The organism is Lacihabitans lacunae, assembly GCF_042649125.1.
GTDB lineage: Bacteria > Bacteroidota > Bacteroidia > Cytophagales > Spirosomataceae > Leadbetterella > Leadbetterella lacunae.
The window spans coordinates 1,603,689-1,627,888 of the sequence record NZ_JBHRYQ010000001.1; the positions used below are offsets into that span (position 1 = coordinate 1,603,689).

21 protein-coding genes are annotated in these 24,200 nt (G+C 37.6%); 9 read left to right on the forward strand and 12 right to left on the reverse strand.

The window, feature by feature from the left end; translation table 11 throughout:
• Positions 1–44 precede the first annotated feature (44 nt).
• The 3 genes from ACFOOI_RS06985 to rpmI form a co-directional block, all read right to left on the reverse strand.
• A complete protein-coding gene (locus tag ACFOOI_RS06985; protein WP_379836484.1) occupies positions 45–641 on the reverse strand; it encodes a DUF937 domain-containing protein in 597 nt (198 codons plus the stop codon).
• 140 nt (positions 642–781) lie between these two features.
• Complete coding sequence (rplT, locus tag ACFOOI_RS06990) at positions 782–1,126, reverse strand: 50S ribosomal protein L20 (RefSeq protein WP_379836486.1); 345 nt, start codon at positions 1,124–1,126, stop codon at positions 782–784.
• Positions 1,127–1,218: 92 nt separating this feature from the next.
• Positions 1,219–1,413, reverse strand: coding sequence for a 50S ribosomal protein L35 (rpmI, locus tag ACFOOI_RS06995; RefSeq protein WP_379836488.1), 195 nt, complete (start codon positions 1,411–1,413; stop codon positions 1,219–1,221).
• Between the two features lie 251 nt (positions 1,414–1,664).
• Here rpmI and ACFOOI_RS07000 point away from each other — a divergent pair, with 251 nt between their 5' ends.
• The 3 genes from ACFOOI_RS07000 (at position 1,665) to dnaE (ending at position 8,467) form a co-directional block, all read left to right on the forward strand.
• A complete protein-coding gene (locus ACFOOI_RS07000; protein WP_379836490.1) occupies positions 1,665–2,432 on the forward strand; it encodes a CDP-alcohol phosphatidyltransferase family protein in 768 nt (255 codons plus the stop codon).
• 70 nt (positions 2,433–2,502) lie between these two features.
• Positions 2,503–4,560, forward strand: coding sequence for a molybdopterin-dependent oxidoreductase (locus ACFOOI_RS07005; RefSeq protein ID WP_379836492.1), 2,058 nt, complete (start codon positions 2,503–2,505; stop codon positions 4,558–4,560).
• A 316-nt stretch (positions 4,561–4,876) separates the two neighbouring features.
• Positions 4,877–8,467 (forward strand): DNA polymerase III subunit alpha, encoded by a 3,591-nt coding sequence (gene dnaE, locus ACFOOI_RS07010; protein ID WP_379836494.1) that lies wholly within the window; start codon positions 4,877–4,879, stop codon positions 8,465–8,467.
• Between the two features lie 2 nt (positions 8,468–8,469).
• Here dnaE and ACFOOI_RS07015 read toward each other — a convergent pair whose 3' ends face one another.
• Together ACFOOI_RS07015 and ACFOOI_RS07020 are read right to left on the reverse strand one after the other, a co-directional pair.
• The gene (locus ACFOOI_RS07015; RefSeq protein ID WP_379836496.1) at positions 8,470–9,384 is read right to left on the reverse strand and encodes a lysophospholipid acyltransferase family protein; all 915 of its coding nucleotides are present in this window, start codon (positions 9,382–9,384) and stop codon (positions 8,470–8,472) included.
• 2 nt (positions 9,385–9,386) lie between these two features.
• Positions 9,387–9,983, reverse strand: a complete 597-nt coding sequence (locus ACFOOI_RS07020) for a nucleotidyltransferase family protein (protein ID WP_379836498.1) — start codon at positions 9,981–9,983, stop codon at positions 9,387–9,389.
• A 104-nt stretch (positions 9,984–10,087) separates the two neighbouring features.
• Between ACFOOI_RS07020 and ACFOOI_RS07025 the strand changes: the two genes are divergently transcribed.
• Entirely contained in the window at positions 10,088–11,101 is a 1,014-nt protein-coding gene (locus ACFOOI_RS07025; protein ID WP_379836500.1) for a vWA domain-containing protein, read from the forward strand.
• A 316-nt stretch (positions 11,102–11,417) separates the two neighbouring features.
• Here ACFOOI_RS07025 and ACFOOI_RS07030 read toward each other — a convergent pair whose 3' ends face one another.
• Together ACFOOI_RS07030 and ACFOOI_RS07035 are read right to left on the reverse strand one after the other, a co-directional pair.
• Positions 11,418–12,194 carry a tRNA threonylcarbamoyladenosine dehydratase gene (locus tag ACFOOI_RS07030; RefSeq protein ID WP_379836502.1) on the reverse strand — a complete coding sequence of 259 codons (777 nt, stop codon included), beginning with the start codon at positions 12,192–12,194 and terminating at the stop codon, positions 11,418–11,420.
• Positions 12,191–12,856, reverse strand: a complete 666-nt coding sequence (locus ACFOOI_RS07035) for a TatD family hydrolase (protein WP_379836504.1) — start codon at positions 12,854–12,856, stop codon at positions 12,191–12,193. The genes ACFOOI_RS07030 and ACFOOI_RS07035 overlap by 4 nt, the downstream gene beginning before the upstream one ends.
• Positions 12,857–12,889: 33 nt before the next feature.
• Here ACFOOI_RS07035 and ACFOOI_RS07040 point away from each other — a divergent pair, with 33 nt between their 5' ends.
• Positions 12,890–13,342: a GNAT family N-acetyltransferase gene (locus tag ACFOOI_RS07040; protein WP_379836506.1), complete on the forward strand. Its 453-nt coding sequence runs from the start codon at positions 12,890–12,892 to the stop codon at positions 13,340–13,342.
• Here the strand turns inward: ACFOOI_RS07040 and ACFOOI_RS07045 are convergent.
• Both ACFOOI_RS07045 and hemJ read right to left on the reverse strand, forming a co-directional pair.
• A complete protein-coding gene (locus ACFOOI_RS07045) occupies positions 13,339–14,961 on the reverse strand; it encodes a CotH kinase family protein (protein ID WP_379836507.1) in 1,623 nt (540 codons plus the stop codon). The genes ACFOOI_RS07040 and ACFOOI_RS07045 overlap by 4 nt on opposite strands.
• Before the next feature lie 26 nt (positions 14,962–14,987).
• A complete protein-coding gene (gene hemJ / locus ACFOOI_RS07050; protein ID WP_379836509.1) occupies positions 14,988–15,545 on the reverse strand; it encodes a protoporphyrinogen oxidase HemJ in 558 nt (185 codons plus the stop codon).
• 168 nt (positions 15,546–15,713) lie between these two features.
• Between hemJ and ACFOOI_RS07055 the strand changes: the two genes are divergently transcribed.
• Together ACFOOI_RS07055 and trxB are read left to right on the forward strand one after the other, a co-directional pair.
• Positions 15,714–17,543 carry an OmpA family protein gene (locus tag ACFOOI_RS07055; RefSeq protein WP_379836511.1) on the forward strand — a complete coding sequence of 610 codons (1,830 nt, stop codon included), beginning with the start codon at positions 15,714–15,716 and terminating at the stop codon, positions 17,541–17,543.
• A gap of 149 nt (positions 17,544–17,692) precedes the next feature.
• Entirely contained in the window at positions 17,693–18,628 is a 936-nt protein-coding gene (gene trxB / locus ACFOOI_RS07060) for a thioredoxin-disulfide reductase (RefSeq protein WP_379836513.1), read from the forward strand.
• Between the two features lie 50 nt (positions 18,629–18,678).
• On the opposite strand, the gene ACFOOI_RS07065 is transcribed toward trxB, so the two are convergent.
• The 3 genes from ACFOOI_RS07065 to ACFOOI_RS07075 are packed head-to-tail and all read right to left on the reverse strand — an operon-like array spanning position 18,679 to position 21,896.
• Complete coding sequence (locus ACFOOI_RS07065; RefSeq protein ID WP_379836515.1) at positions 18,679–20,217, reverse strand: ThuA domain-containing protein; 1,539 nt, start codon at positions 20,215–20,217, stop codon at positions 18,679–18,681.
• On the reverse strand, positions 20,198–21,121 hold the full coding sequence (gene miaA / locus ACFOOI_RS07070; RefSeq protein WP_379836517.1) for a tRNA (adenosine(37)-N6)-dimethylallyltransferase MiaA: 924 nt from the start codon (positions 21,119–21,121) through the stop codon (positions 20,198–20,200). The genes ACFOOI_RS07065 and miaA overlap by 20 nt, the downstream gene beginning before the upstream one ends.
• Positions 21,114–21,896 (reverse strand): hypothetical protein, encoded by a 783-nt coding sequence (locus ACFOOI_RS07075; RefSeq protein ID WP_379836519.1) that lies wholly within the window; start codon positions 21,894–21,896, stop codon positions 21,114–21,116. The genes miaA and ACFOOI_RS07075 overlap by 8 nt, the downstream gene beginning before the upstream one ends.
• Positions 21,897–22,063: 167 nt before the next feature.
• Here ACFOOI_RS07075 and ACFOOI_RS07080 point away from each other — a divergent pair, with 167 nt between their 5' ends.
• Positions 22,064–22,690 carry a hypothetical protein gene (locus tag ACFOOI_RS07080; protein ID WP_379836521.1) on the forward strand — a complete coding sequence of 209 codons (627 nt, stop codon included), beginning with the start codon at positions 22,064–22,066 and terminating at the stop codon, positions 22,688–22,690.
• Positions 22,691–22,870: 180 nt separating this feature from the next.
• Positions 22,871–24,196 carry a GntP family permease gene (locus tag ACFOOI_RS07085; RefSeq protein ID WP_379836523.1) on the forward strand — a complete coding sequence of 442 codons (1,326 nt, stop codon included), beginning with the start codon at positions 22,871–22,873 and terminating at the stop codon, positions 24,194–24,196.
• Positions 24,197–24,200 lie beyond the last annotated feature (4 nt).

Here is a 24,200-nt window from a genome sequence, read left to right on the forward strand (position 1 = left end):
AAGCGTAGACTACAAATCTACGCTTTTTTAGAACATTTATTGTGTTATTTCTTACCGAAAAGTCCTCCTAAAAGACTCCCCATCATACCACCTGCCCCTTGGTTACTTTGATTTCCACCACCAGAAGCTAAGTTTATAAGGTCATTCATATCTAATTTTCCGTCAGCCATTACGTTTGCACCTTGGCTTAAGATACTTCCAAAATCAATTCCAGAAGTTTTTCCACCTGAAAGCACATTCATAATTCCGCCCATATCGATTGAGCTATCTTGTGGATCATTTGTTTTTGAAATTAATCCTCCAAGAACTGAAGGTAGCATATTAGCTACTATTCCTGAAGCCACATTGCTGTTCATTCCAAACTTCTGCATAATGTTTCCAATAATGTTTTGAGCTATAGAAGCAACCATTGGATTACTCATTAGGCTACTGCTTTGTTGAGCATTAGCAGAGTTACCTAATAGTCCAAGAAGACTTCCAACCCCACCTTGAGCATTTGCTTGGTTAGAAAGTCCGCCCATAAGGCCACTCATAATCTCACTCATTACATTTTCGTTTTGCTCATTAGGCACTTCGTTATTTTCAACTACGGCAGACTGTCCTGCTTGCTTGATTAATCCTTGCAATATGTCTTCAAACATGATTTATTATATTTAGTTTATTTAATTAAAATTACTGAACATCTTTTGATATTCAAACATTATGACGCGAGAAAAATAATAAGTAACAAAAAAAGACGCCGAAGGGCGTCTTTTTAAGGATATAATTATCTAAAAAATAATTACTTTACTTTCTCAACGATGGCTTTGAAAGCCTCAGGGTGATTCATTGCTAAATCAGCCAACACTTTACGGTTAAGTTCGATACCGGCTTGAGATAATTTGTTGATAAATACCGAGTATGATAAACCAAATGGTCTAACACCGGCATTGATACGAACGATCCACATGCTGCGGAAACTTCTTTTCTTTTGTTTACGGCCAATATATGCATATACTAGACCTTTTTCGACAGCATTCTTCGCTACTGTCCATACATTTTTTCTTCTTCCGTAATAGCCTTTGGCTAACTTCAGAACTTTTTTACGTCTTGCTCTTGAGGCAACGTGATTGACACTACGTGGCATAATTTTTTAGTTTTTTTGACTTTAGGCGTTCTTAAACCAATAAGAAACTTTTTGGCCTTGAGCCGGGTGAAACAATTGAACCAATTGTTGAATTAACCATTCAACAAAGTTTTGATACGACCTTCATCTGAAGGGCTTACGAGCGTAGACGATGCAAGAACTCTCTTACGTTTCGTCGATTTTTTGGTTAAAATGTGACTGTGGAAAGCATGCTTACGCTTGATTTTTCCAGTTCCAGTCAATTTGAACCTTTTTTTCGCTCCTGAATTTGTTTTTTGCTTAGGCATTGTACAAAACAGATTAAGTGTTTGAAAAAGTAATTTGGGTCGCAAAAGTACGACTTTTATTCTGAACTAACAAAAGTACATCACTTTATTCTTGTTCAAAACATTAATTTTATCTGACTAATAATAAGTGAACTCCATTTTTTTTGAACAATAGTGGTACCTTGTATTGTTCCTACTAACAACATCGTTAAGAATCGCGACTCAAAAACATATTTGAGAAACCCAAAAATGATGCTTTTTAATACAATTACATGCCAAAACTCTCCGAAAAAGACCGATTTATAGATTTCTCAGACTACGGAAGACCTGCCGCCCAATTTATAGTTAGAAAGCTTATACACACCAAAATATCGGCGATTGAATATACAATTGCTTTCGGAATAGTGGGTCTTGTTGCTATTTATTGTATTTACAATTCATATTTTTACTTGGCCGCTCCCCTATTAATATTAAAATCTATATTAGATGCTGCAGACGGGGAAGTGGCCCGAGTAAAAAAAACGCCAAGCTACACGGGTAGGTATTTAGACAGCATTTTTGATATTATCCTAAACTTTATTCTTTTGGCTGTTATTGCCCATATAACACTAACTCCATATTGGGTGGCATTTTTGGCTTTTGTTTGTATCCAAATCCAAGGGACGCTTTACAACTTTTACTATGTGATTTTGAGAAACAAGTCAGAGGGAGGCGACCAAACGAGCAAAGTTTTTGAAAAGAAGGCTCCAAGGGCATTTCCGCAAGAGAGCCAAAAAACTGTTAATTTCTTATTTGGCTTGTTTACACTTCTATATGGTGTATTTGATAGGTTTGTGTATAGTCTTGACAGAAAAGCCTCAAAGTCTGACAGATTTCCGAATTGGTTTATGAGTGCCCTATCGTTTTACGGTTTAGGATTTCAGCTATTGGCTGTTGCTGTTTTTTTAGTTTTAGATTTGTCACAATATATTATTCCTTATTTTATTATGAGTACCGTTGCATTTCCTTTCTTTATTTTAGTTAGAAAAATTAAATACTAGCTTTTCCTTACAAAAAACCTATATTCTCCCTGAAATCTCCTATTTTCGTGTACAATATTACACCCATCAAATGGAATTTCATTATAGAACCTGTAACCTGTGTGAGGCAATGTGCGGACTTAAAATCTCCCACGAAAATCACCAAATCATAAAAATAGAAGGCGACAAGGAAGACGTTTTTAGTAGAGGACACATTTGTCCCAAAGCGTTTGCTTTAAAAGATATTTATGAAGACCCTGATAGATTAAAATTTCCATTGAAGAAAACCTCAGAGGGATGGGAAACCATTTCATGGGAAGAAGCATATAAACTCGCTTCGGAAAAAATAAAGGACACACAAGAGAAGTATGGCAGAGATGCCGTGGGGCTTTACCACGGAAACCCAACTATTCATAACCTGGGCACCAATTTATTTGGACCTGATTTTTTCAAAATTTTACGCACAAAAAACTTTTTCACCGCTACTTCCACCGATCAACTGCCGCATCATTTTGCTTCTTGGCTTATGTACGGCCACCCAATGCTTTTGCCCGTGCCGGATATAGACCATACAGATTATATGTTGATAATAGGCGGAAACCCATTGGCCTCAAATGGAAGTATGATGAGTGTACCTGATGTAGCACATCGACTAGAGGCTATAAAAAGTAGGGAAGGAAAATACGTGGTGCTAGACCCGAGAAAAACCGAAACTGCCAAACATGCCAATGAACATTTATTTATCAAACCCGAATCTGACGCGTGGTTTTTGATGGCATTTGCCAAAGAAATAATCAAGATAAAAACTGACTGTAAACTACCCGACTATGTAGAAGGATTAGTAGAATTTAGTAAAATAGCAAAAGAGTTTGACACTAAGAGTATAGAGCAAATCACCGGAATTTCACAAGCCAACGTAACACGATTGGCAAAAGAGTTTTGTGATGCAGAATCAGCAGTTTGTTATGGCAGAATTGGCGTTTCTACTCAGCAGTATGGCGGGCTTTGTTTGTGGTTAATCAATGTAATAAATATTATTTCTGGAAATTTAGATAAAAAGGGCGGTGCTATGTTTACACTTCCTGCTATTGATTTTGTGGGTCCGGCAAAGCCAAAAGAACGCTACGACCGCTGGAGAAGTAGAGTAAGTGACTTACCTGAGTTTTTAGGAGAACTGCCTGTATCTGTTATGGCGGAAGAAATATTAACGCCAGGTGAAGGTCAAATAAAAATGATGATTACCAACTGCGGCAACCCAGTATTATCTACTCCAAATGGAGCTCAACTTGAAAAAGCTCTTGAAAGTCTCGACTTTATGATTTCGTTTGATATTTATCTAAATGAAACCACTAAACATGCCGACCTTATATTGCCTCCTGCTACTGGCGTTGAGTGTGCTCATTACGACCTTACGTTTCATAACCTTGCGGTCAGAAACACGACCAAATATAGCCCTCCCCTATTTAACAAAGCCGAAGGAGCAAAATACGATTATGAGATATTTCAAGAACTAAAAAATGTACACCTGGGAACCGAAGAAGCGATAATAACCCCGGAACAAAAACTGGATTTAGGACTGAGATATGGCCCTTACAAGTTATCAATAAATCCTCTGATAGAAAGTGTGCATGGAATAGACCTGGGTCCGTTAAAACCGATGCTACCCGAAAGACTAAAGCAAAACATCAACCTTGTGCCGGAATTGTTTGTAAAAGATTTGGAACGCCTAAAAAGTGATGCTAAAAACTTGATGAATATGGAGGAGTTTTCATTAATCGGGAGGAGGAACTTAAGAGACAACAATTCGTGGATGCATAACTCCGACAAACTACTTAAAGGAAAAAACCGATGCACGGTATGGATGCATCCTGAAGATGCCAAAACGCTTAATTTACAAGACAATGAACTGGTAAATGTTCGCTCAAGTGTGGGGCAGATCTGCCTAGAGGTAGAGATAAGTGACGAAATAATGCCCGGAGTGGTCAGTATTCCTCATGGATATGGGCATAACCGAAAAGGCACTAAAATGAAAATAGCCGAAGCACATGCAGGCGTAAGTATAAATGATATTACGGAAGAAAAAAGAATAGACAAACTTACCGGCAATTCGGCTTTTAACGGTGTAAGAGTTAGAATATCAAAGAATTAAGGAAAATAAAATACTTTATTGTATTTTTTGAAGCCTTCGGAAAGAAGTCCTTTCTGAAGGCTTTTTTTTTAATAACTAATGCCATTCCGACTTGCGGTAGGGATAGTAACGGAGCTCTTTTGGATGCTGGCGAAGCCACATACAAAAAGCGGGAGTGGATAGCCCGATGCTGACTGATAAGGAAGCAACCGCCCAAAAATATAGTTGTCTAATAATGAGCATATTTGAGCAAAATAATATAAAATGGCACAAAACTAAATTTTAAAAAAAAGGGCTTTTGGGTTATCTTTGTCAAATACTACTTATACGTTAAGACATGAAATTTTCGCATTTGCATAACCATACGCAGTACTCTCTGCTAGATGGTGCTTCTAATATTAAAAAACTATTTGCTAAAGCTGAAGCAGACGGCATGCCTGCTATGGCCATTACGGACCACGGCAATATGTTTGGGGTGTTTGACTTTGTGGCAGCATCGGCAAAGTTTAATGTGAAGCCCGTGGTGGGTTGCGAGTTTTATGTGGTGGAAGACCATACCCGCAAACAGTTTACAAAAGAACAAAAAGACATTAGATACCATCAGCTTTTGCTTGCCAAAACGCCCGAAGGTTACAAAAACCTTACGAAACTGTGTTCTTTGGGTTTTATGGAAGGGCTTTATTCAAAGTATCCAAGGGTAACAAAAGAACTGATAGACAAATACAAAGATGGACTAATAGCAACTACGTGTTGCATAGGTGCCTCTGTGCCTAAGGTAATATTAAAAAAAGGCGAAGAAGAAGGCGAAAAGGAATTTAGATGGTGGCTCGACCGCTTTGGAGAAGACTATTATATTGAGATTCAGAGGCATGATATTCCGGAACAAAACCTGGTTAACGAGATACTTTTAAAATGGGCCAAAAGATATGATGTAAAGGTGATTGCGTCGAATGATAGCCACTACGTAGATCAGTCTGACTGGGTAGCTCACGATATTTTGCTATGTGTAAATACCAACGAAAAATTGGCCACGCCATCGGCAAAAGACTTTGCAGATGATGATACCTTGAGTGCAAAAAATACGCGTTTTGCTTTTTTTAACGATCAGTTTTATTTTAAAAGCACGGCCGAAATGACGTCATTGTTTGCGGATATTCCGCAGGCGATAGACAACACCAACGAGATAGTTGACAAAATAGAGAAGCTGGACTTGAAAAAGGACATCATGCTTCCAAACTTCCCGATACCGGAGGACTTTAAAATCCACGCTGACGATAAACTAAATCAGTGGGAATACCTCAAGCATATTACCTACGAAGGAGCAAGACAACGCTATGGCGAGATAATTAGCACCACACAAGAACGACTTGATTTTGAGTTATTTACGATTAAAACCATGGGTTTTGCAGGATATTTCTTAATCGTGATGGACTTTATAAAAGCTGGGCGTGACTTGGGCGTAATGATTGGACCCGGAAGGGGCTCGGCGGCCGGTTCGGCGGTGGCGTATTGTATCGGTATCACGAATATTGATCCTATAAAATACAACTTACTTTTTGAGCGATTCTTGAATCCCGACCGTAAGTCAATGCCCGATATTGATACGGACTTCGACGATGAAGGCCGTCAAAAGGTAATAGACTATGTAGTCCAAAAATATGGCAAAAATCAGGTAGCACAGATTATTACTTACGGTACTATGGCCACCAAGTCGGCCATAAAAGATGTAGCGAGGGTGATGGATTTGCCACTGTCTGACGCCAACTACATAGCGAAATTGATTCCTGATAAACCATCCTATGGAATGAATTTCAGTAAATTGATTCACATGCCGATGGCGGGGCCGAAGTCGTTAAACGAACTTGGACTGAGTGCTGATGAGCAAGACAATGTAAGAAAAGTACGAGAGCTTTATAATGGAAACGAGCTGGCATCCAAAGTACTTAAACAAGCCGAAAAACTAGAAGGAACAGTTAGAAACACGGGTATACACGCTGCCGGGATCATTATTGCCCCCTCAGATTTGTCTGACATAGTACCGGTATGTACATCCAAAGATTCGGACTTGCTGATTACCCAATATGAAGGAAAAGTTATTGAGGATGCTGGGGTAATCAAAATGGACTTTTTGGGTCTAAGAAACCTTTCTATTATAAAGGAGGCCTTGCGGATGATCAAGGAAAACTATGGAGTAGAGATAGACATAGACTACATTCCGCTTGATGACGAAAAGACCTTTGAGTTATTTCAACGAGGAGAAACTACGGCGATTTTTCAGTTTGAGTCTGACGGAATGAAAAAATACATGAAGGAACTTAAGCCCGATAGGTTTGATGACCTCATCGCCATGAACGCCCTTTATAGACCAGGACCGATTGCGTATATTCCTAACTTTATTGCTCGTAAACACGGAACAGAAGAAATAAAATATGACTTAGCCGAAGTAGAGGAGTTTTTGGGTGAAACTTACGGAATCACGGTATATCAAGAGCAGGTGATGCTTTTGTCCCAGAAACTGGGGAATTTTACCAAAGGTGACGCCGACGTACTGCGGAAGGCCATGGGTAAAAAGCAGATTGAGGTCTTGAACAAAATGAAGGTGAAGTTTATGGAAGGCGGAGCTGCCAACGGACACGACACCAAGATTTTGGAAAAAATATGGACCGACTGGGAGGCCTTTGCTCAGTATGCATTTAACAAGTCACACTCTACCTGTTATGCGTTTGTGGCTTATCAAACGGCCTACTTAAAAGCTCACTACACCTCTGAGTACATGGCGGGGGTATTGACCTCACAACTGGGTAACATAGACAAGATTACGTTTTTCATGGAAGAATGTAAAAACCTGGGCTTGGATGTGTTGGGACCCGACATAAATGAGTCGTCAAAAAGATTTAGCGTAAACAAGAAAAAAGAGATCAGGTTTGGTCTTGGCGGTATAAAAGGAACGGGTGATGCTGCCGTAGATGCCATTATAGAAGAGCGAGAAAACAACGGGCCGTACTCCGATATATTTGATTTCATAATGCGTGTAAACCTTAGAACGGTTAACAAAAAAACGCTGGAATCGTTGGTTTATGCTGGAGCATTTGACTGTTTTGAGGACATACACCGAGCGGAGTATTTCCATGAGTCCGAGGGAAGTACATTTATCGAGAAAATAATACGCCATGCCAACAAAGTAGCAGAAGATAAGGCCTCCGCTCAAAACTCGCTATTTGGCGACATGGCCGAGGGAGATGGTTTTGAGATACAAAAGCCAAAGACGGAAAATGTGGAACCTTGGGGAAATATAGAAAAACTGAAATACGAAAAAGACGTTGTAGGCTTTTATATTTCGGGCCATCCGCTGGATCAGTTTGCCATAGAGATGTCTATTTGTAAACCCCTTGACCAAGTACTTATACCAGAAAACGAAGGTCGCGACTTGCAGATTGGTGGCGTGATAACGTCTGTGATAGTGAAGCAGTCAAAAAATGGCAATCCGTTTGGGATATTTAAAATAGAGGACTATAGCTCTTCACTTGAACTTGCTCTTTTTGGAAAAGATTATATCGAATTTTCGAGGTATTTGGCGATGGGCTTGTTTGTCTGTATCAGAGGAAAAGTACAAACCAAATGGAACCGAGACGGCGACTACGAGTTTAAGCCACTGAGCATTGACTTACTAAATGACCTAAAAGAAAAGCGATTTAAGGAAGTAAATGTAAAAATGGATTTGGCTGACGTAAACGAAACCAACATCGCAAGACTTAAAACCATTTTGACTGAAAACCCAGGAAAATTTGATTTTAAGCTAAATGTATATGACAAAGAAGAACGCTATGACATTGCAATGTTTTCGCGTTCTTCAAAAATAGAACTTAACAAAGAGATTCAGAAAATGTTATTGGAAGTAGTCGGAGAAAACAATGTTTCTTTCGGATAATGCTAGGCCCTACTCTTCTTAACAATATTAAAACCATACGGAATGCCTTCGGGCATTTCGTGTTTCCACCTTCGGTGAGACCACAACCAATACTTTGGATACTCAAGAATGTTTCTCTCCAACATTTTAGCGTGTTGCTTCATTATTTCTCCTTCGGGCATTAAAGCGGGGTCTTCCGTGATTTCCATCAAGGTTAATGTGTATTCTCCTCTCTTTTTGACAGAAACGTGTCCAAAAACCACCGGGTAGCCAAACTGAATGGCCATTTTCTCAGTTCCCACAAAAAACGAAGTATCTTGATTTAAAAACCTGGTCCAATACGCCTTATTGGGCGGTGCCGATTGGTCATTGGCCAAACCCAAAAGTATGGGTCGTTCAAATTCTCTTCTGAGCACTTTGATGGTTTCATAAGTAGGAAAAAAAACTCCTCCAAAAGCGGATCTTGATTTTTTAAACAAAGAATCAAAAGATGGATTTGACATTTCGTGATAAGGAACTAAAAACAAGTGCTTTAGCTCTAAAGAGATACTTTTGGCAATCCACTCATAGTTACCAATGTGCCCGAGCGTTAATAAAACAGACTTATTGTTTGCATAGAACTTATCTAAAAGCTCCACATTTTTATATTTTACATGTTTAGCCAGAAATTCAGGCGAAGTACTAAAACTCTTTATGGTTTCAACAAAAAGATCGCATAAATAGTGATAAAAGTCTTTCTCTATTTTGAGCTTTTGAGCATCCGAATATTCTGGTAAGGCATTGTTTATGTTTAACCTAACAACCTTGGTTCGGTAGCCCAACATCCTATATAAAACTGGATAAAGCAAATAGTCTGACAAATAATAAAGAACTCTCAGAGGTAATCTGGAAAAAATAAAAATAAACGGATAAAGAAGAAAATAGCCGAAAGCCTGCATATTTAGTTTTTAGATTGAAGAAATTCGAAATAGTCTTGTTTGGTGTCTAAGTCAACCGAACCAAGATCAAAGTCAAAACTAATGGTGTCTTTTTTGTTTGCTTGAATAATGTTTTTGGCTCCAGCTTTCGGTTCGATATCGAGCAGTTGCTCGAAAACAGACCTTTTGAAAAGTGTAGGGATACCGACTGTACCATTATATTTCGCTGCTACTATAGTTTTTTCAGGGTGTTCCTCTGCAATTTGTATCATTTTATTTAACACCTTGGCATTTACAAAAGGCATATCTGAAGTCATGAAAATAACGGCATCGACACTTTTTTCAACCATGTAGACTCCTATTAATCCCATTTTGATAGAACTCCCCATGCCTGTGGCCCAGTTTGCATTATCAATGATTGAAATAGGCATATTGTGGAGCTCAGGGACGATTTTAGATTTGTGAGCACCCAACACCACCGTAACCGGCACACAATTAGTTTCAAATGCCTCCTCTATTAAATATTTGAGCATCGATTTTCCAAAAATGGGCAAAAGTTGCTTCGGTGCACCCATCCTCGAAGACTCTCCTGCAGCTAAAATTACAAGCCCAACGTTCATTATTTGATTTTTTTTATGCAAATTTGCAATAATTTTACGTGCTTTTAAAAGTTTTGGTGCGATGTTTTCGTTTCCTAAGCTGAATACAATAAATATTATCCAAAATGAAACTAAGAAATGCTTTCTTAAGTATCAAGGCTATCGTCTTGACATTAATCCTTGTAAGTTGTGGTGGTGGTGGTGTAAATCCGAATGGATCCATATTTGAAATTTACTTAGATTTTTGGAACACTTCCGGAAAATCTCCCATGGTCAGATTTGATGCTGCTCAAACATCAAAAGAGATTAAAATAGACTTCTCAAAAAACTTTGGTGGCGAAACCGAAGGCTCTACTTTAACAAAAGTAATTATCGATAACTTTAGAATTATTGACGAATATTCTAACAATTACAACATCGAAAACATAAAAGCTTTTGAGTATAGAAATGATACCAAAGCCTGGAAAGAAGACGTCGAATTTACGATGGATTTCAAACAGTCAGAAGACATCTCAGTAGTGCTTGTGCTAGACAGAAGTGAGTCTCTAGGTGCTGACTTTGAGACTATTAAACAATATGCCGTAGATTTTATTGAAAAAATATTTACGGATAGAAAAGTTGTTAAAATGGGAATTGTAGATTTTGCAGATACAATCAATGAATTTCCGCTTACTACCGACAAAGAGGCTTTAAAAACCTACGTGAGAGGACTAAAGCAAGGGAAATTCACAGCACTATACAACGCAGTAGACCAAGGAATCGACATGTTACAGAAATCTAATTCGCAGTCTAGGGTATTATTTACCTTTACAGATGGAACAGATAACATGGCTCCACCAAATATTAACCCTGATTATTTGATTGGGAAAATTAAGTCTGACAAAAATCAATATAAAATCACAAGCTTTTTTATTGGTTTAAACGGAAATGGTGGTGTGGACAAAACTGTATTGAATAAACTAGCAAGCAATGGCGGTACAGCAAGTTTCCCTTCTACAGTTAAAGAACTAAAAGACGTATTTACAAAGTTCGGAAGAGTGATTTCGAATGTTTATAATTTGACCTACATCAGAAACCAACAGGTTATTTCGAGTTCTAGCCCAGTAAAACTTAAGTTTCAGATTGTAACTTCTAAATAGATCTTTAAAAATATTTTATTAGGAAAGACTGTCTTTTGGACAGTCTTTTTTTTGTTTGATGGGGAATTGTGAATGCTATTTTTGATTCAATTGCGAATTTAAACGTGTTGTTTTAGATTCACAAATTGTAATAACCTAGATTCGCTGGTAGCGAATCTATACCTGGGGGATTCGATTTCCTAGATTCGGTGATTGCTATTTTATAGATTCGCTGGTAGCGAATCTCTACCGGGGGAATTGCGATTTTCTAGATTCGCTGGTAGCGAATCTCTACTGGGGGGAATTTCGATTTCCTAGATTCGCTGGTAGCGAATCTCTACCGGGATAATTTGCTGCTTTTCATACTTTTGGGTCTTTTTTCGTTTGCTATGGTTACGCCTAACAAATCTCGGATAACCACTGAGGATGCTACACCTCCAAACGCGGCAGGCATGTAAGAAATAGTGCCGTAGGCAGATTGCTTAAAATTGGAACCATCTGTCATCACTAAAGAATCTTTATCCATTTCTTCGGTAGAGAAAACGCCTTTAATTCCTTTTTGAACTTGCATTTTCTTCAATCTTTTCCGGATATAAAATGCTAGCTTGCAGGTGTGGGTATCAAAAACATCCGAGACTCTAATTTTAGTTGGGTCCATTTTGCCACCGGCACCCATAGAACTCACAGTTGGGATTCCGCTTTTGTATGCCGCTTGAAGCAAGGTAAGTTTTGGCGTTATGCTGTCGATACAGTCCATCACATAATCAAACTTTTGAGTTAGCAGCTCCTCGCACCTTTCAGGCGATAAAAACTCTTGCAAAACAGTTAGTTTTAAATCTGGATTGATGGCCAAAAGTCGCTCTTTCATCCACGTGGCCTTTGGGTAACCGTGGGTAGTAAATAGTGCCGGCAACTGACGATTCCTGTTTGTTGGATCCACCACATCACCGTCTACAATGGTCATTTCACCTACTCCAGCTCTGCAAATAAACTCAGCTGCAAATGAACCTACACCCCCAAGACCAACCACGAGCACGTGGGCATTTTGAAGTTTATCTATGCCTTCCTTTCCAACCAAAAGTTCTGACCGCGAAAGCCAACTTAAATCATTCATAAAAATAGTTCGAGGTAATTATTATATATTTTTTCTTCTAATTCATTAATACTAATGCCTAACAAAGCACTTGCTTCTTGATATATGTCTTTAACATTTAAATCGGCATCATCTGTTTCAAAAAATACACGATCTAAGTCTGTTGCCAAAAAGGCCTCTTTAACATGTTTTTGGCTAAGTAAATCCTTCCCAAATGAAAGATAAAACCCTTTTTGAAGCAAGGTATGAGCCACTTCTTTCTTTTTATTGAAGCCATGAATAATCATGGGCACCTTGGGTTTTATAAGTTTTTGAATTCCTAAAAGTTCATTAAAAGCACGGACACAATGAATAATCACGGGCTTTTTAAAGCGTTCGGCTAACCTAATTTGTTTGATAAATACTTCTTGCTGAATTTTAAAATCGGGGCCTTTTATTTTATCCAAGCCGATTTCTCCCAAAAATTTCACTTGAGCAAGACCAAGGTAGCTTTCCAAAAGTTCGTATTGTTCCTTTATTCTGTCGGTTTCGATAAACCAAGGATGAATACCCACACTGAGGTAGTCAAATGCCATTAAATCATCAGATTCGGCATTTTCACCCACAGGTAGTTTTACGATTACATTAAAATGTTTTTTAACATTTTCGCTTTTTTCAATGCTATGCGTATGTATATCTATCAATCCTTTAGTAATTTTCCGTAAAAATACGATTTTATGTACAAAACAGTAAGCAAATCATTCGAGGAATTAAGCTTAAATGAACTTTATGATATCTTAGCGGCGAGACAAGCGGTTTTTGTGGTGGAACAAAACTGTCCTTTTCTCGACACTGACCATAAAGACCAAGTGGCAACTCATTGCTTGCTTTTTGACGAAGAAAACAAACTAGGAGCCTACACGCGAATTTTCGATGTGGGGGTTTACTATCCTGGTTTTGCCTCTATTGGAAGGGTATTGAGCCTTCCGCATGGTCGCGAAAAAGGTTACGGAAGGGGCATAATGAACTACTCAATAGCACAAGTGTATGACAACTTCGGGCAGGTTCCCATCAAAATAGGAGCTCAAAAATACCTTATTAAATTTTACTCTTCATTGGGGTTTGAAGAGATCGGAGAAGATTACATGGAAGATGGAATTCCACACACTATCATGGTAAAAAAACCTTAATTGCTAACTTTCAAGAGCTTCTTGAAAATAACTTCGCCACTTGGCAATTTTATTTTCATCAAAGCTACTCCCTGAATATTAAGGTTTTGAGGAATATCTATATTCAAATAGTTTTTACCTTCAACTATTTCTAGTTTTTCCGAAAGTAGCAATTTACCTGTTTGGTCAAATAGCGTAGCCTCTCCTATTGCCTTTTCTTTGGAGGTTAATTCAATTTGAATTTTATCTAAAAATGGATTCGGAAAAACACGCCAATTTTGTTCAGGTTCGGCATTTGAAGTAATCACAAATTCCTTTGGCATGTTTTCGTCCAACCATTTCAATCTCGCCGTTAACCAAGTTTTTAGTTCTAAAACCTCCCCTTCCCAGGTAGAGGCAATCGGCTGAGGATTAGGCCAAATATAGGTTCCTAATATAGGCCACTTCTGAAAGTTTCTTACTTGAGCATCTTTTATTTCTAACGCTATTTTATCAATATCGGCTATTAAGTTTTCGGTGCTTAGCTTCCCACCTGTTTTTCTTTCTTCGAAATACACATTTCGCATTTCTCCAATAAAAGCAGGGTCGTCTAACATTCTGTCCCAAAACCTTGGTACCAACCAATAGTCTGTAGGGCATATTTGATTAAACTTATAGGCAAAAAGATCGGAACGATTTCCTTGGCAATAATCGGCGTTTCCGTAGCTGATGTCATAGTCCCAAGGCGGGCCCGCCGCAAGTTTACCACCTTTAGAGTCTCGGTCTTTATATAGAAAACTCGAGATTCTATAGCCGTCAATATTTCGAGATATTTCATTGACAACAAACATCTTAACAAACGAACCCACGTCTATTAACGGCATATAACCTTTTACTGGATCTCTAAAATCAGGGCCATATACGGCATCTTCAAATTTGGTTACATACGATTTTATGTATTGCTTTTGGATGTTATTAATTGTTTTCGGAGATTCGTAAAAATAGCTCGTGTAGTTATTGTCTCTGTTGGCATATTTTGAAGTAAAGCTACCAAGATTTGTACCTGTAGATTTATCGATTTTGATAATATAACCGCCTGTAAGTTGGTCGTCAGCTACGTCTTCTACTTTAAGATTTGAAATATCTAGTCTACCTTTATCTCTTTTTATTTTTTCCATAAAAACATAAACACCCTGATACTGATCGTTAAAAATCAATTCCACGTATCTTGTTTTGGGTGCATAAATACCCAGTTTACCGGCCATTTGAAGTGTAAATACGTTATGCATTAGACTTTTCTCGTTGTAGGAGGCAAACAAAATCCAGTCAGACTCCTTGGGCATACCCAATAATTCCTTGGGGTTTTCGGAGCCATCCGCATTTCTTAATTCAAGACCGTAGGGCTTTTTTGGAAACATCTGAGAACTTGAACCTCTAAATTCTACTCCGGCGAAAGAATCATAATGGTTTGGAGCGTCGGTTACTTTATTGGTTTTTCCTTCACCATTATATATTATTTGGAACTGAACCAAGGTTTTCGGCTCGTCCACAATAGTTTTGCCTTGCGTGTTTATGATTACAATAGGAAGATTGCTACTAGTAAGCTGGGCAAAGCCAGAATATACCCATAAACACAAAAGTGTGATTTTAATTATATTCATATTGGTTGATTGTAAAAACGAATTCCTTACGAATTCTCTCGCTTCTTTTTGTATTGCTTAGCAAAAAGGTAAAGCGAAAACCCAAATGCTAATATACCTCCAAACAGGTATAAAAAGCTAATAAAATCTCGTACTACTGCCAATAATACGATGGCTACTAAAAACAAAGTAGGGAGCTCATTTAATAACCTAAACTGAAACGAATTTAGTTTGCTAATTCCTTTTTCTTGATTGACAATCACTTTTTTACAGAAAAAATGATAGCCTACCAACACAAGCAAGAGTACTAGTTTTACTTTTATCCAAGTTTGCTCCAAAACCGCTGGATTAGTAAATAACATCAACAAACCGAATGTCCACGTAAAATACATAGCTGGTGTGGCTATTATTTTAAAAACACGCCATTGCATTAAGGTAAACTGAGCTCTCCAATCTGCACGAAGTTGCTCGGGCTTTTGATCTACTTCGGCATGGTAAACAAACATACGGACCAAATAAAACAACCCCGCAAACCAAGTAACAAATCCAATGATATGAAAAGCTTTAAAATAAATATAGAATGAGGTCATAATTATTATTAACATATATAAAAATCAAAAATAAACACAAAAGCCCATCGTTTTTAGATACGAATATAAAATGTTTCTGTTTTATTGGTTTAATTTTTGATTCAACCTTAACCAAAATGTCTTTTGATGCCAAAAAATAAATTTCTTAGTATACCAATACTACTATTTATAATAATTTCGAAAATGTCTTTTGCTCAAGACAAAAAAGCCCTTATCTATTTCGAAAAAGGCAAGAAAGATTTTATGGAGCGGAAATATGAGTCTGCCACAGAAAACTTTGAAAAGTATTTGGAGCGAGACACCTCCAAAACCGAAGCGTATTTTAGATTAGGCCAAATTTCGGAGTCGTTTAGAGATGTAAACAAAGCGAGTGAATACTATAAAAAAGTAATCAGTAGAGATAGCCTAAGCCAAGTTCCTTTTGTGCAAGCCTATATGTTTTTAGGATCAAGAGCCTTAGAAAACCACGATTTTGAAGCCGCAAAGGCTTACTTAACGGTTTCAATGGCCAATACCAACAAAAACTCGATAGTCTACAAACAATTAGAAAAGCAAGTCAAAACTATAGATTTCGGAATGCAAGCCATAGGTAACCCGATAAGTATCAAACCTGAGCCACTACCAGAAATTATCAATACCAAAGCAAAGCAATATTTCCCTGTTTTGACGGCTGACAATACTACACTGATTTTTACGGCTGTAGAAAATGGAGGAGACGAAAATATATTTAAATCAGAGCTCAAAGATGGCCAATGGCAGCAGCCAGTCTCTATTTCAAATGAAATAAACAGCCCTTTTAACGAAGGTACATGCAGCATAACCACAGACGGAAAAACAATGGTTTTCACTTCTTGCGAAGGCCGCGATAGTTTTGGTAGTTGCGATTTATATATCACGAAAAAACAAGGAGACAAATGGTCAAAACCAGAAAACCTCGGCCCTAACATCAACTCAAATTTTTGGGATTCTCAACCGTCACTTTCGTCTGATGGATCTAAACTATTTTTCGCTTCAGAGCGGCCGGGAGGATTGGGCAAAAAAGACATATGGATGAGTGTGCAAGATGCAAACGGCAGATGGACCAAGGCAGTAAACATGGGAAAAAACATAAACACCTACCAAGACGAAGTGTCACCATTTATACACGCAAACGGCTATTCTTTGTTTTTTGCATCAAATGGAAAAGTAGGGATGGGTAACTTGGATTTGTACCTTACTAACCTAAAAAACATGCAAGCAGACAGTGCCATTAACCTAGGTTACCCCATAAATACAGCAGACGACGAGCTCTCGCTTTTTATAACCGCTGACGGCAAATCGGCCTATTATTCAGTAAATAAATCAGACAAGGTGAACCTCTACAAATTTAGTATTCCAGAGGTTTTATCTAAGAAATTTAATAAAACATATTTCATTAAAGGCTTTGTTTTGGATCAAAAAACCAGCAAACCTGTGCAAGCAAGTATTGAGCTCGTAAACGTAAAAACAAAAGAAAAACTCTCAAGATTTTTATCAGATGCTATCACTGGCGACTATCTAGCTACGCTACCAGGCGAAGGCCAATATGTGCTTTATGTAGAATCTGACGGTTATTTATTTAAAAGCATAAACTTTGATTTTTCGAAAGCTTATGAAAGCAAAATACTAAATATCCCAATGGTGAAAATTGAGAAAGAGACAGTTGAGGTTTTGCAAAATATTTTCTTTGACAGTGGCTCTGCCATATTGAGAGAAGAGTCTTATTTAGAACTTGACAAACTCACTGAGCTACTAGCCAAAAACCCCAAATTAAATGTTGAGATTTCAGGACATACGGATGATGTAGGGAATATTCAAACTAACCAAGACCTTTCTTTAAAAAGAGCCCAGTCGGTAGTAAAGTACCTAGAAACCAAAGGATTGGCCACACAAAGATTCATAACCAAAGGATTTGGAGAGAGCAAACCCAAAGTTAAAAATGATTCCGACGAAAACCGCCAAATTAACCGAAGAATAGAAATGCGTTTTCTGTAAATTAATTTTAAGCCCATTTCATATTTAGACAATTGTTACACCAGATAAGGTAAATCTGAGAGATAGAATGTAACAAATGTCATGGAAATTAATGCGGAATTGGCGAACTTTGCGACTTCAAAAAGTATTATAGGTAAAACGAAATATAGATGACACAAGAAAAAGTACAAGTATTAATATTAGGATCGGGCCCAGCGGGATATACTGCAGCCATTTATGCATCAAGAGCGGGTTTAAAACCGGTAATGTATCAAGGTTCACAACCGGGTGGTCAATTGACTATCACGAATGACGTTGAGAATTTCCCTGGATATCCTGACGGTGTTCAAGGTCCCGAAATGATGGAAGATTTGCGTAAACAAGCCGAAAGGTTTGGCTTAGATAACAGATACGGAATGGCTACTTCGGTAGACTTCAGCACCCCACTAGCACACAAAGTTGTGATAGACGAAATGCATGAAATAACAGCAGAAACAGTAATTATCTCTACAGGAGCCTCTGCTAAATGGCTGGGAATACCGTCTGAAACAAGACTAAACGGTATGGGAGTTTCGGCATGTGCGGTTTGTGACGGTTTCTTTTATAGAGGGCAAGACGTGGCAATAGTTGGAGCAGGCGATACCGCTTGTGAAGAAGCACACTACTTGTCTAAACTTTGTAGAAAAGTTACTATGCTAGTTAGAAGAGACGAATTTAGAGCCTCTCAAATTATGCAAAAAAGAGTTATGAGTACTCCTAATATTGAGATTATGTTTAACACAGAAACCGAAGAAATATTAGGAGCAAATGGCGTAGAAGCAGTCCGCGTTAAAAATAACAAAACAGGTGAAACCACTGAAATTCCAATTACAGGATTCTTTGTGGCTATCGGTCATCAGCCAAATACTGGCATTTTCAAAGATTACCTAAACCTTGACGAAGCCGGTTATATATTGGTAGAAAAAGGCTCAACTAAGACGAATATTGAAGGTGTATTTGCTTGTGGAGACGCCCAAGACAAAATCTACAGACAAGCAGTAACTGCGGCCGGAACGGGTTGTATGGGTGCTTTGGATGCAGAAAGATACCTTGCAGAAAAAGAATAATAATATTTTTATTTAGGAATATTGAATGAGGATTGAGCCGTGCTTGGTCCTCATTTTTTTATGTCAATTTGCTGTGTAAACTCAGCCGTTTTATGAAAAGCATTTTCCACTTTTAGTTTTACTTTATAGGTACCTACTTTTCTGAAAATGTATTTCACTTTTTGGCCATTGAGTATCTTATTATCAATCTCCCACGAATACGTATTTTCTGAAATGCCTTTAGCTTCAAAACTTGCAACCTTAGGCAATTTACCTGTAGAAACTTGATATTCAAATCTAGCAATTGGGGCAAAATGACCGTCTTTTTCGTAACTAACTTTTGTGAGTTTACCCGAACTTAAAAGCAACAACTCCCCATTTTTGTTAAAATCAAAACTTTGGATATAATCGACAATAGGTACCACAAATGGCTCACGACTAATGACTTCGTCTGTATCGTCTTTTTGCTCTATGTAAATTTTATTTTCCTTTAATACAAAATGTTTTTTATCATAATATTTTGGCAAACCGAACATATCTAAACCTTCGAAGGTATAAACTTTATCTTTCAAATTGGGCAAAGACGAAAACACGCTAAAGGAGTCAGCCACCGCCACATCTTGATTTATATGTATTCTACTTACATTGGGTAGTTCTTCTTCGGTTTTTTTATAAAAATACACATACCCATTTGTTGCATATTCAGGGTCAATCGTAAAGGCCTCAGAGCTAACTAATGAAGGAAATTTCCCTAAAATATATTTGGTGGCATTCACCGGATTATACTTGAGAAGGCTTCCGTTTTTATCAAAAATCAAAATTTGATCATCTGACACGCTTTTCAATAAAAATGCATCCGAAAGACTATCCAGTACAGTTTCTGACTTGAATTGACTAATAGATGGCAGCAAGACTTCCTCCTTATTTTCTAAAGAATCAAGAGAAACCGGCATTACATATTTGATGGCACCAATGAGTAAATTTTGGAAATTCGAATTCTCCCATGTAGCATCTGCACCTCCAAGGGAGGTATAAAAGCAGGTATTCCCAAACGAAGTTTTGTGATACCACGCAAGCGGCTTTGCCGAAATATCCATCAAGACTTTGGCATACCCTGCTTGTTGATTGTATACTACTATCGGCGAATCGGTGAGTTTCCAGAGTGGTGGCAAACTCACCCCTTTTAGCGAAAGATTTGAAATCACATTTATATCAGAAAGTGGAGCAGTTTTTGTTTTGTTGCCAAATAAATGTTCAAACCAAAGCCATTTTGGGTTTTCTTCAAAAATATCATGAACGCCAATGACACCTCCACCGGTTTTAAAATATGACAATATGGCACTGCTCTCTTCTAGGCTTAAAGAATTGATTTTAAACTTATAAAAGAACAACGCTTTATAGCTTTTAAGATTATCAAAATTTAATGCATTTGAAGAATTTGAAATTTCGATTTTCACTCCTTGCTTTTGAGCCTCGGTTTTTAATAGTGAGAGTTTTTTTATGTCCAAAGGCGATAAGTCTGCACCTAAAACCAACACCTGAGCATTGGCAGAGAAGCCAATAGAAAACAATACGATTAAGACTAAAGACTTATATTTTTTCAATAACATATTTTATTTTTTGTTCGGTGGTCAAATGATCCGGTATCCAGTCAATTTCGAATCCTTTTTTCTCTAAACTTCTAAAGAAAGTCATCTGACGCTTGGCATATCTGTGAATTTCGGTTTCTAATTTAATACACATGGCTTCGTAATCCATGACTTTGGTCAAAAAAAGCGTGATGTATTTATACTCCAAACCATAATAAATTAGGTCTTCTGCCGAAATTCCCTGAGCTAACAAACCCTCTACTTCGGCTATCATTCCTTGTTTTTCCAACCTTTCATTTAGCCTTTTGCTTATTCGGTTTCGGCGAAGTTCAACTTCCGGATTTAATCCAAAAATTTTGTACTTCATGGTATTAAAAGGCATTTCGTTTATTGCGTTACTTTCTAAGAAAGTCTGAATCTCTATTCCCCTTATCAAACGCTTCACCGTGGATGTATCGAGGTTTAGTTTTTGGGTTTTACTCTCTGAAATCTTTACTAACTCTTCTTTTGTTAGTTCTCTTAAAGTCTCTCTCAGTTCCGGGTTCTCTGGGACCTGCGTCTGCCAAAAATCTGATAAAACTGACTGAATATAAAGCCCCGTACCTCCACAGAGTATAGGTAATTTGTGCATAGTTTCAATCTCTTTTTTAGCTTCCCAAAAATCAGCTTGAAATCGAGCAAGGTTATACTTCTCGCCAGCATTTACAATATCAATCAAATAATATGGAATAGATTTACCATCGATAATATATTCATTTAAATCCTTTCCTGTGCCAACGTCCATACCTCGGTACACTTGCCTACTATCCGCACTTATTATTGCACCATTTGTTTGTGCCGCCAAGCCTGTAGCCAAATTGGTTTTTCCTGAGGCCGTAGGTCCCAATATCACCACTAATTCATTTTTATCAGGCACTTTATACATCTTTTACAAATTTAAAACTACCCGTATTAAACACTCGGTATCCTTCATTTTTTTCTACTTTTACACGTTTGCCTGATTCATTCAAATCAAAGAAAATTTGAGGTAGAGTCTCTTTCAATTCAAATCCCATTTTATAAAAATTAGCACCCGTTGACCAATCTTTGTCTACATAGGTCATCAAATTTTCTGGGGATTTATCTAACATAAAAAACTTCAATAATTTGCTAAACGCACCTTTAACTTGAAAATCTCTAAGACTCGCAAACCTGACTATTTCGTATGAATTTTTGAAAGTGTCTCCTACGTAAATTTTCCGGGCTTGCGAAACCGTCAGAACCCCAACCAGCAGATCAGACTCAGGTAAAGTAAAGCCTTGCGGCAATAATCTAAAATAGTTTTGGGGAAGAAAAAGACCGTATTTAAACTTGGCACTCACCACGCCTTGCAAGTGATTTTCAGCAAGAAAAGCATCGCTTTGAGGTTTATCAATTCGCATGATTTTACAAACTCTCGCTGGAAGCGAAAACAGAAGGCCAAGTTGAGCTTTAATCCTTGACATTACGATTTCAGGTTTGCTTATCCATTGATCTTCCCAAATATTCAAGCTAAGCTTTTCTGAGGTTTTCTTAGGGTAATTTTCAATTTTAAATCCCATTGGGAAATACCAAATATCGAAAGTTTCGGTTTCGATAATATCAAAACCTTCATTTAAATACTGAAAACCAATATTGTTTTGAGTAAAAAAATGCTTAATAAATGGTACAAATGATTGCAAATTTTTAAATATTACCTTTAGAGTCTATTGGATACAAAAATGCATAAATTTGGATGTGATTAGAAATTTTTATTGCCTTTTTACGTTATAAATAACAATGTTGGCAACAAAATTGAATACTAAAATGAAAATAGAATTCGTTCTGAACCATATTTTTCAAAAATACTATGAAGCTTAAATCACTTATTATTATATCCGGACTGTTTTTTACTTATTTAAGTAGCTCAGCTCAGTCTAAAGATTACTTACTAAAAGACGCCGATAATTATTTCAAAACCGGAAGGTATTGGGATGCCTTTTTTTTATATAGAGATATCGCTAAAATACCCGAATTTCAAGGTAATTTTCAGGTAGAAAATCAAATAAAAAACAGCTCAAGAGCTATGTATCTTTGGAAAAAAACAGAAGATTACAGAGCTTTTAAGAAATATGAAATTGCGAAAACGCATCTCTCGGAGCTATTGGCTATTAATCCTGACGACCCCAATAGAGGGCTTTTGCCAAGACTTACGCTTGAAGAAGCCTCAAATTTACAGCGAATAGCGAGTGCAAGAAACTCTTCGCAAGAGGCTGCTGATCTTCTTAAAAAAGCCGTGCAATTATATCATTTGGCTATAGAAGAAGGACTAAAAGACGAGATGGTATTTTCTTTGATAAAGCAATGTGAGTTTGCGTTAGAGAAAAACAAATATGGAAGTGCGACGCTGCCAACCACTTATGGCATTAATTACGAAAAAGACAAAGAAAGACAGGAAAGACAAAGAAATATAGAAATAATTAAGAATGAAATTTGAGAATTTCATTCAAAAATTACATGAGACTCACCCAAATTTGGTTGAGTCTTTTTTTTGGCAAAAAAACACTCGAACTATTATTAAAAAGAGATATTTTATAACAAATTATAGAAAAGTAAGACAAATAGCGTAATTTTCGAAACGTCAAGCAAATTGACAATTCAACCATAAAAAACTATTATGCTGTTACTACTTTTATTAGGAGCTATTTTGTGTATAATTATTGGTACCACAAAACTCAAAATCCACCCATTCATTGTCTTGTTTTTTGTAGCGATAGTTTTTGGTTTATCCGCCCAAATGGAGACCTCAAAAATAATAGAATCGATAAACGATGGATTTGGAAAAACACTGGGCAGTATAGGTTTGGTGATAGTTTTTGGCGTAATAATGGGTACTTTTTTGGAAAAAACGGGTGCAGCCCTCCGCATAACCACTTCTATATTGAAACTAACCGGCCCACAGCGAGTACCTTGGGCTATGGCCTTTATGGGCTATATCATATCCATTCCCGTATTTGCAGATTCAGGCTTTGTGATACTCAATGCACTTAACAAGTCATTGAGCAAAAAAGCAAAAATATCTATGGTGAGCACCGCAGTGGCACTTTCGATGGGACTGATGGCCACCCACACCATGGTGCCACCCACGCCAGGGCCAATAGCAGCCGCCGGAATAATAGGAGCCAAAATAGGTTTTGTGATCATATTTGGACTAATAATCAGCTTATTATCTTTAATTCCGGTAGTTTTTTATTGTATTTATATTGGTAAAAAATATTATTTAGAAGCCAAAGAATCAGACGTTTCTTTGCCAGAAACACCTACAGAACAGCCTTCGTTACTAAAATCAGTTTTACCAATAGTAATTCCGCTTTTATTAATTGTCTTTAAATCCTTCGAAGAGTATTTACAGTTTTTGCCCGATGGTTTTTTAAAACAAACCGTATACTTTATTGGAACTCCAGTAGTGGCCTTGTTTGTAGGTTTATTGTTGGCTTTTTTATTGCCCAAAAAACTAGAGAAATCGATGCTTTCGTCAGATGGTTGGGTGGGTTCTTCTATCAGAGATGCATCCGAAATATTACTTATAACTGGTGCAGGAGGAATTTTCGGAAAAATATTACAAAATAGCGGCTTGGGAGATTTGATAGGCGAAACGCTGAGCCAATATCACCTGGGATTGCTTTTGCCTTTTATAATAGCTGCCACCATCAAAACTGCTCAGGGCTCCTCCACCATAGGAATCATCACGGCGGCCTCTATCGTGGCTCCACTGCTGCCGCAACTTGGCTTAGATACCGAAATCTCGAAGGCTTTGGTGGTTATCGCCATTGGTGCTGGATCGGCGGTAATCTCGCATGTAAACGACAGTTTTTTCTGGGTAGTTACACAACTCACGGGCATGTCACTCCCGGTCGGCTATCGGTCTCACAGTGCTGCATCGGCCCTTTTAGGCTTTCTTGGTTTATTTTTCTCGTATGTTTTCTTTTATGTTTTAAACTAAAAAA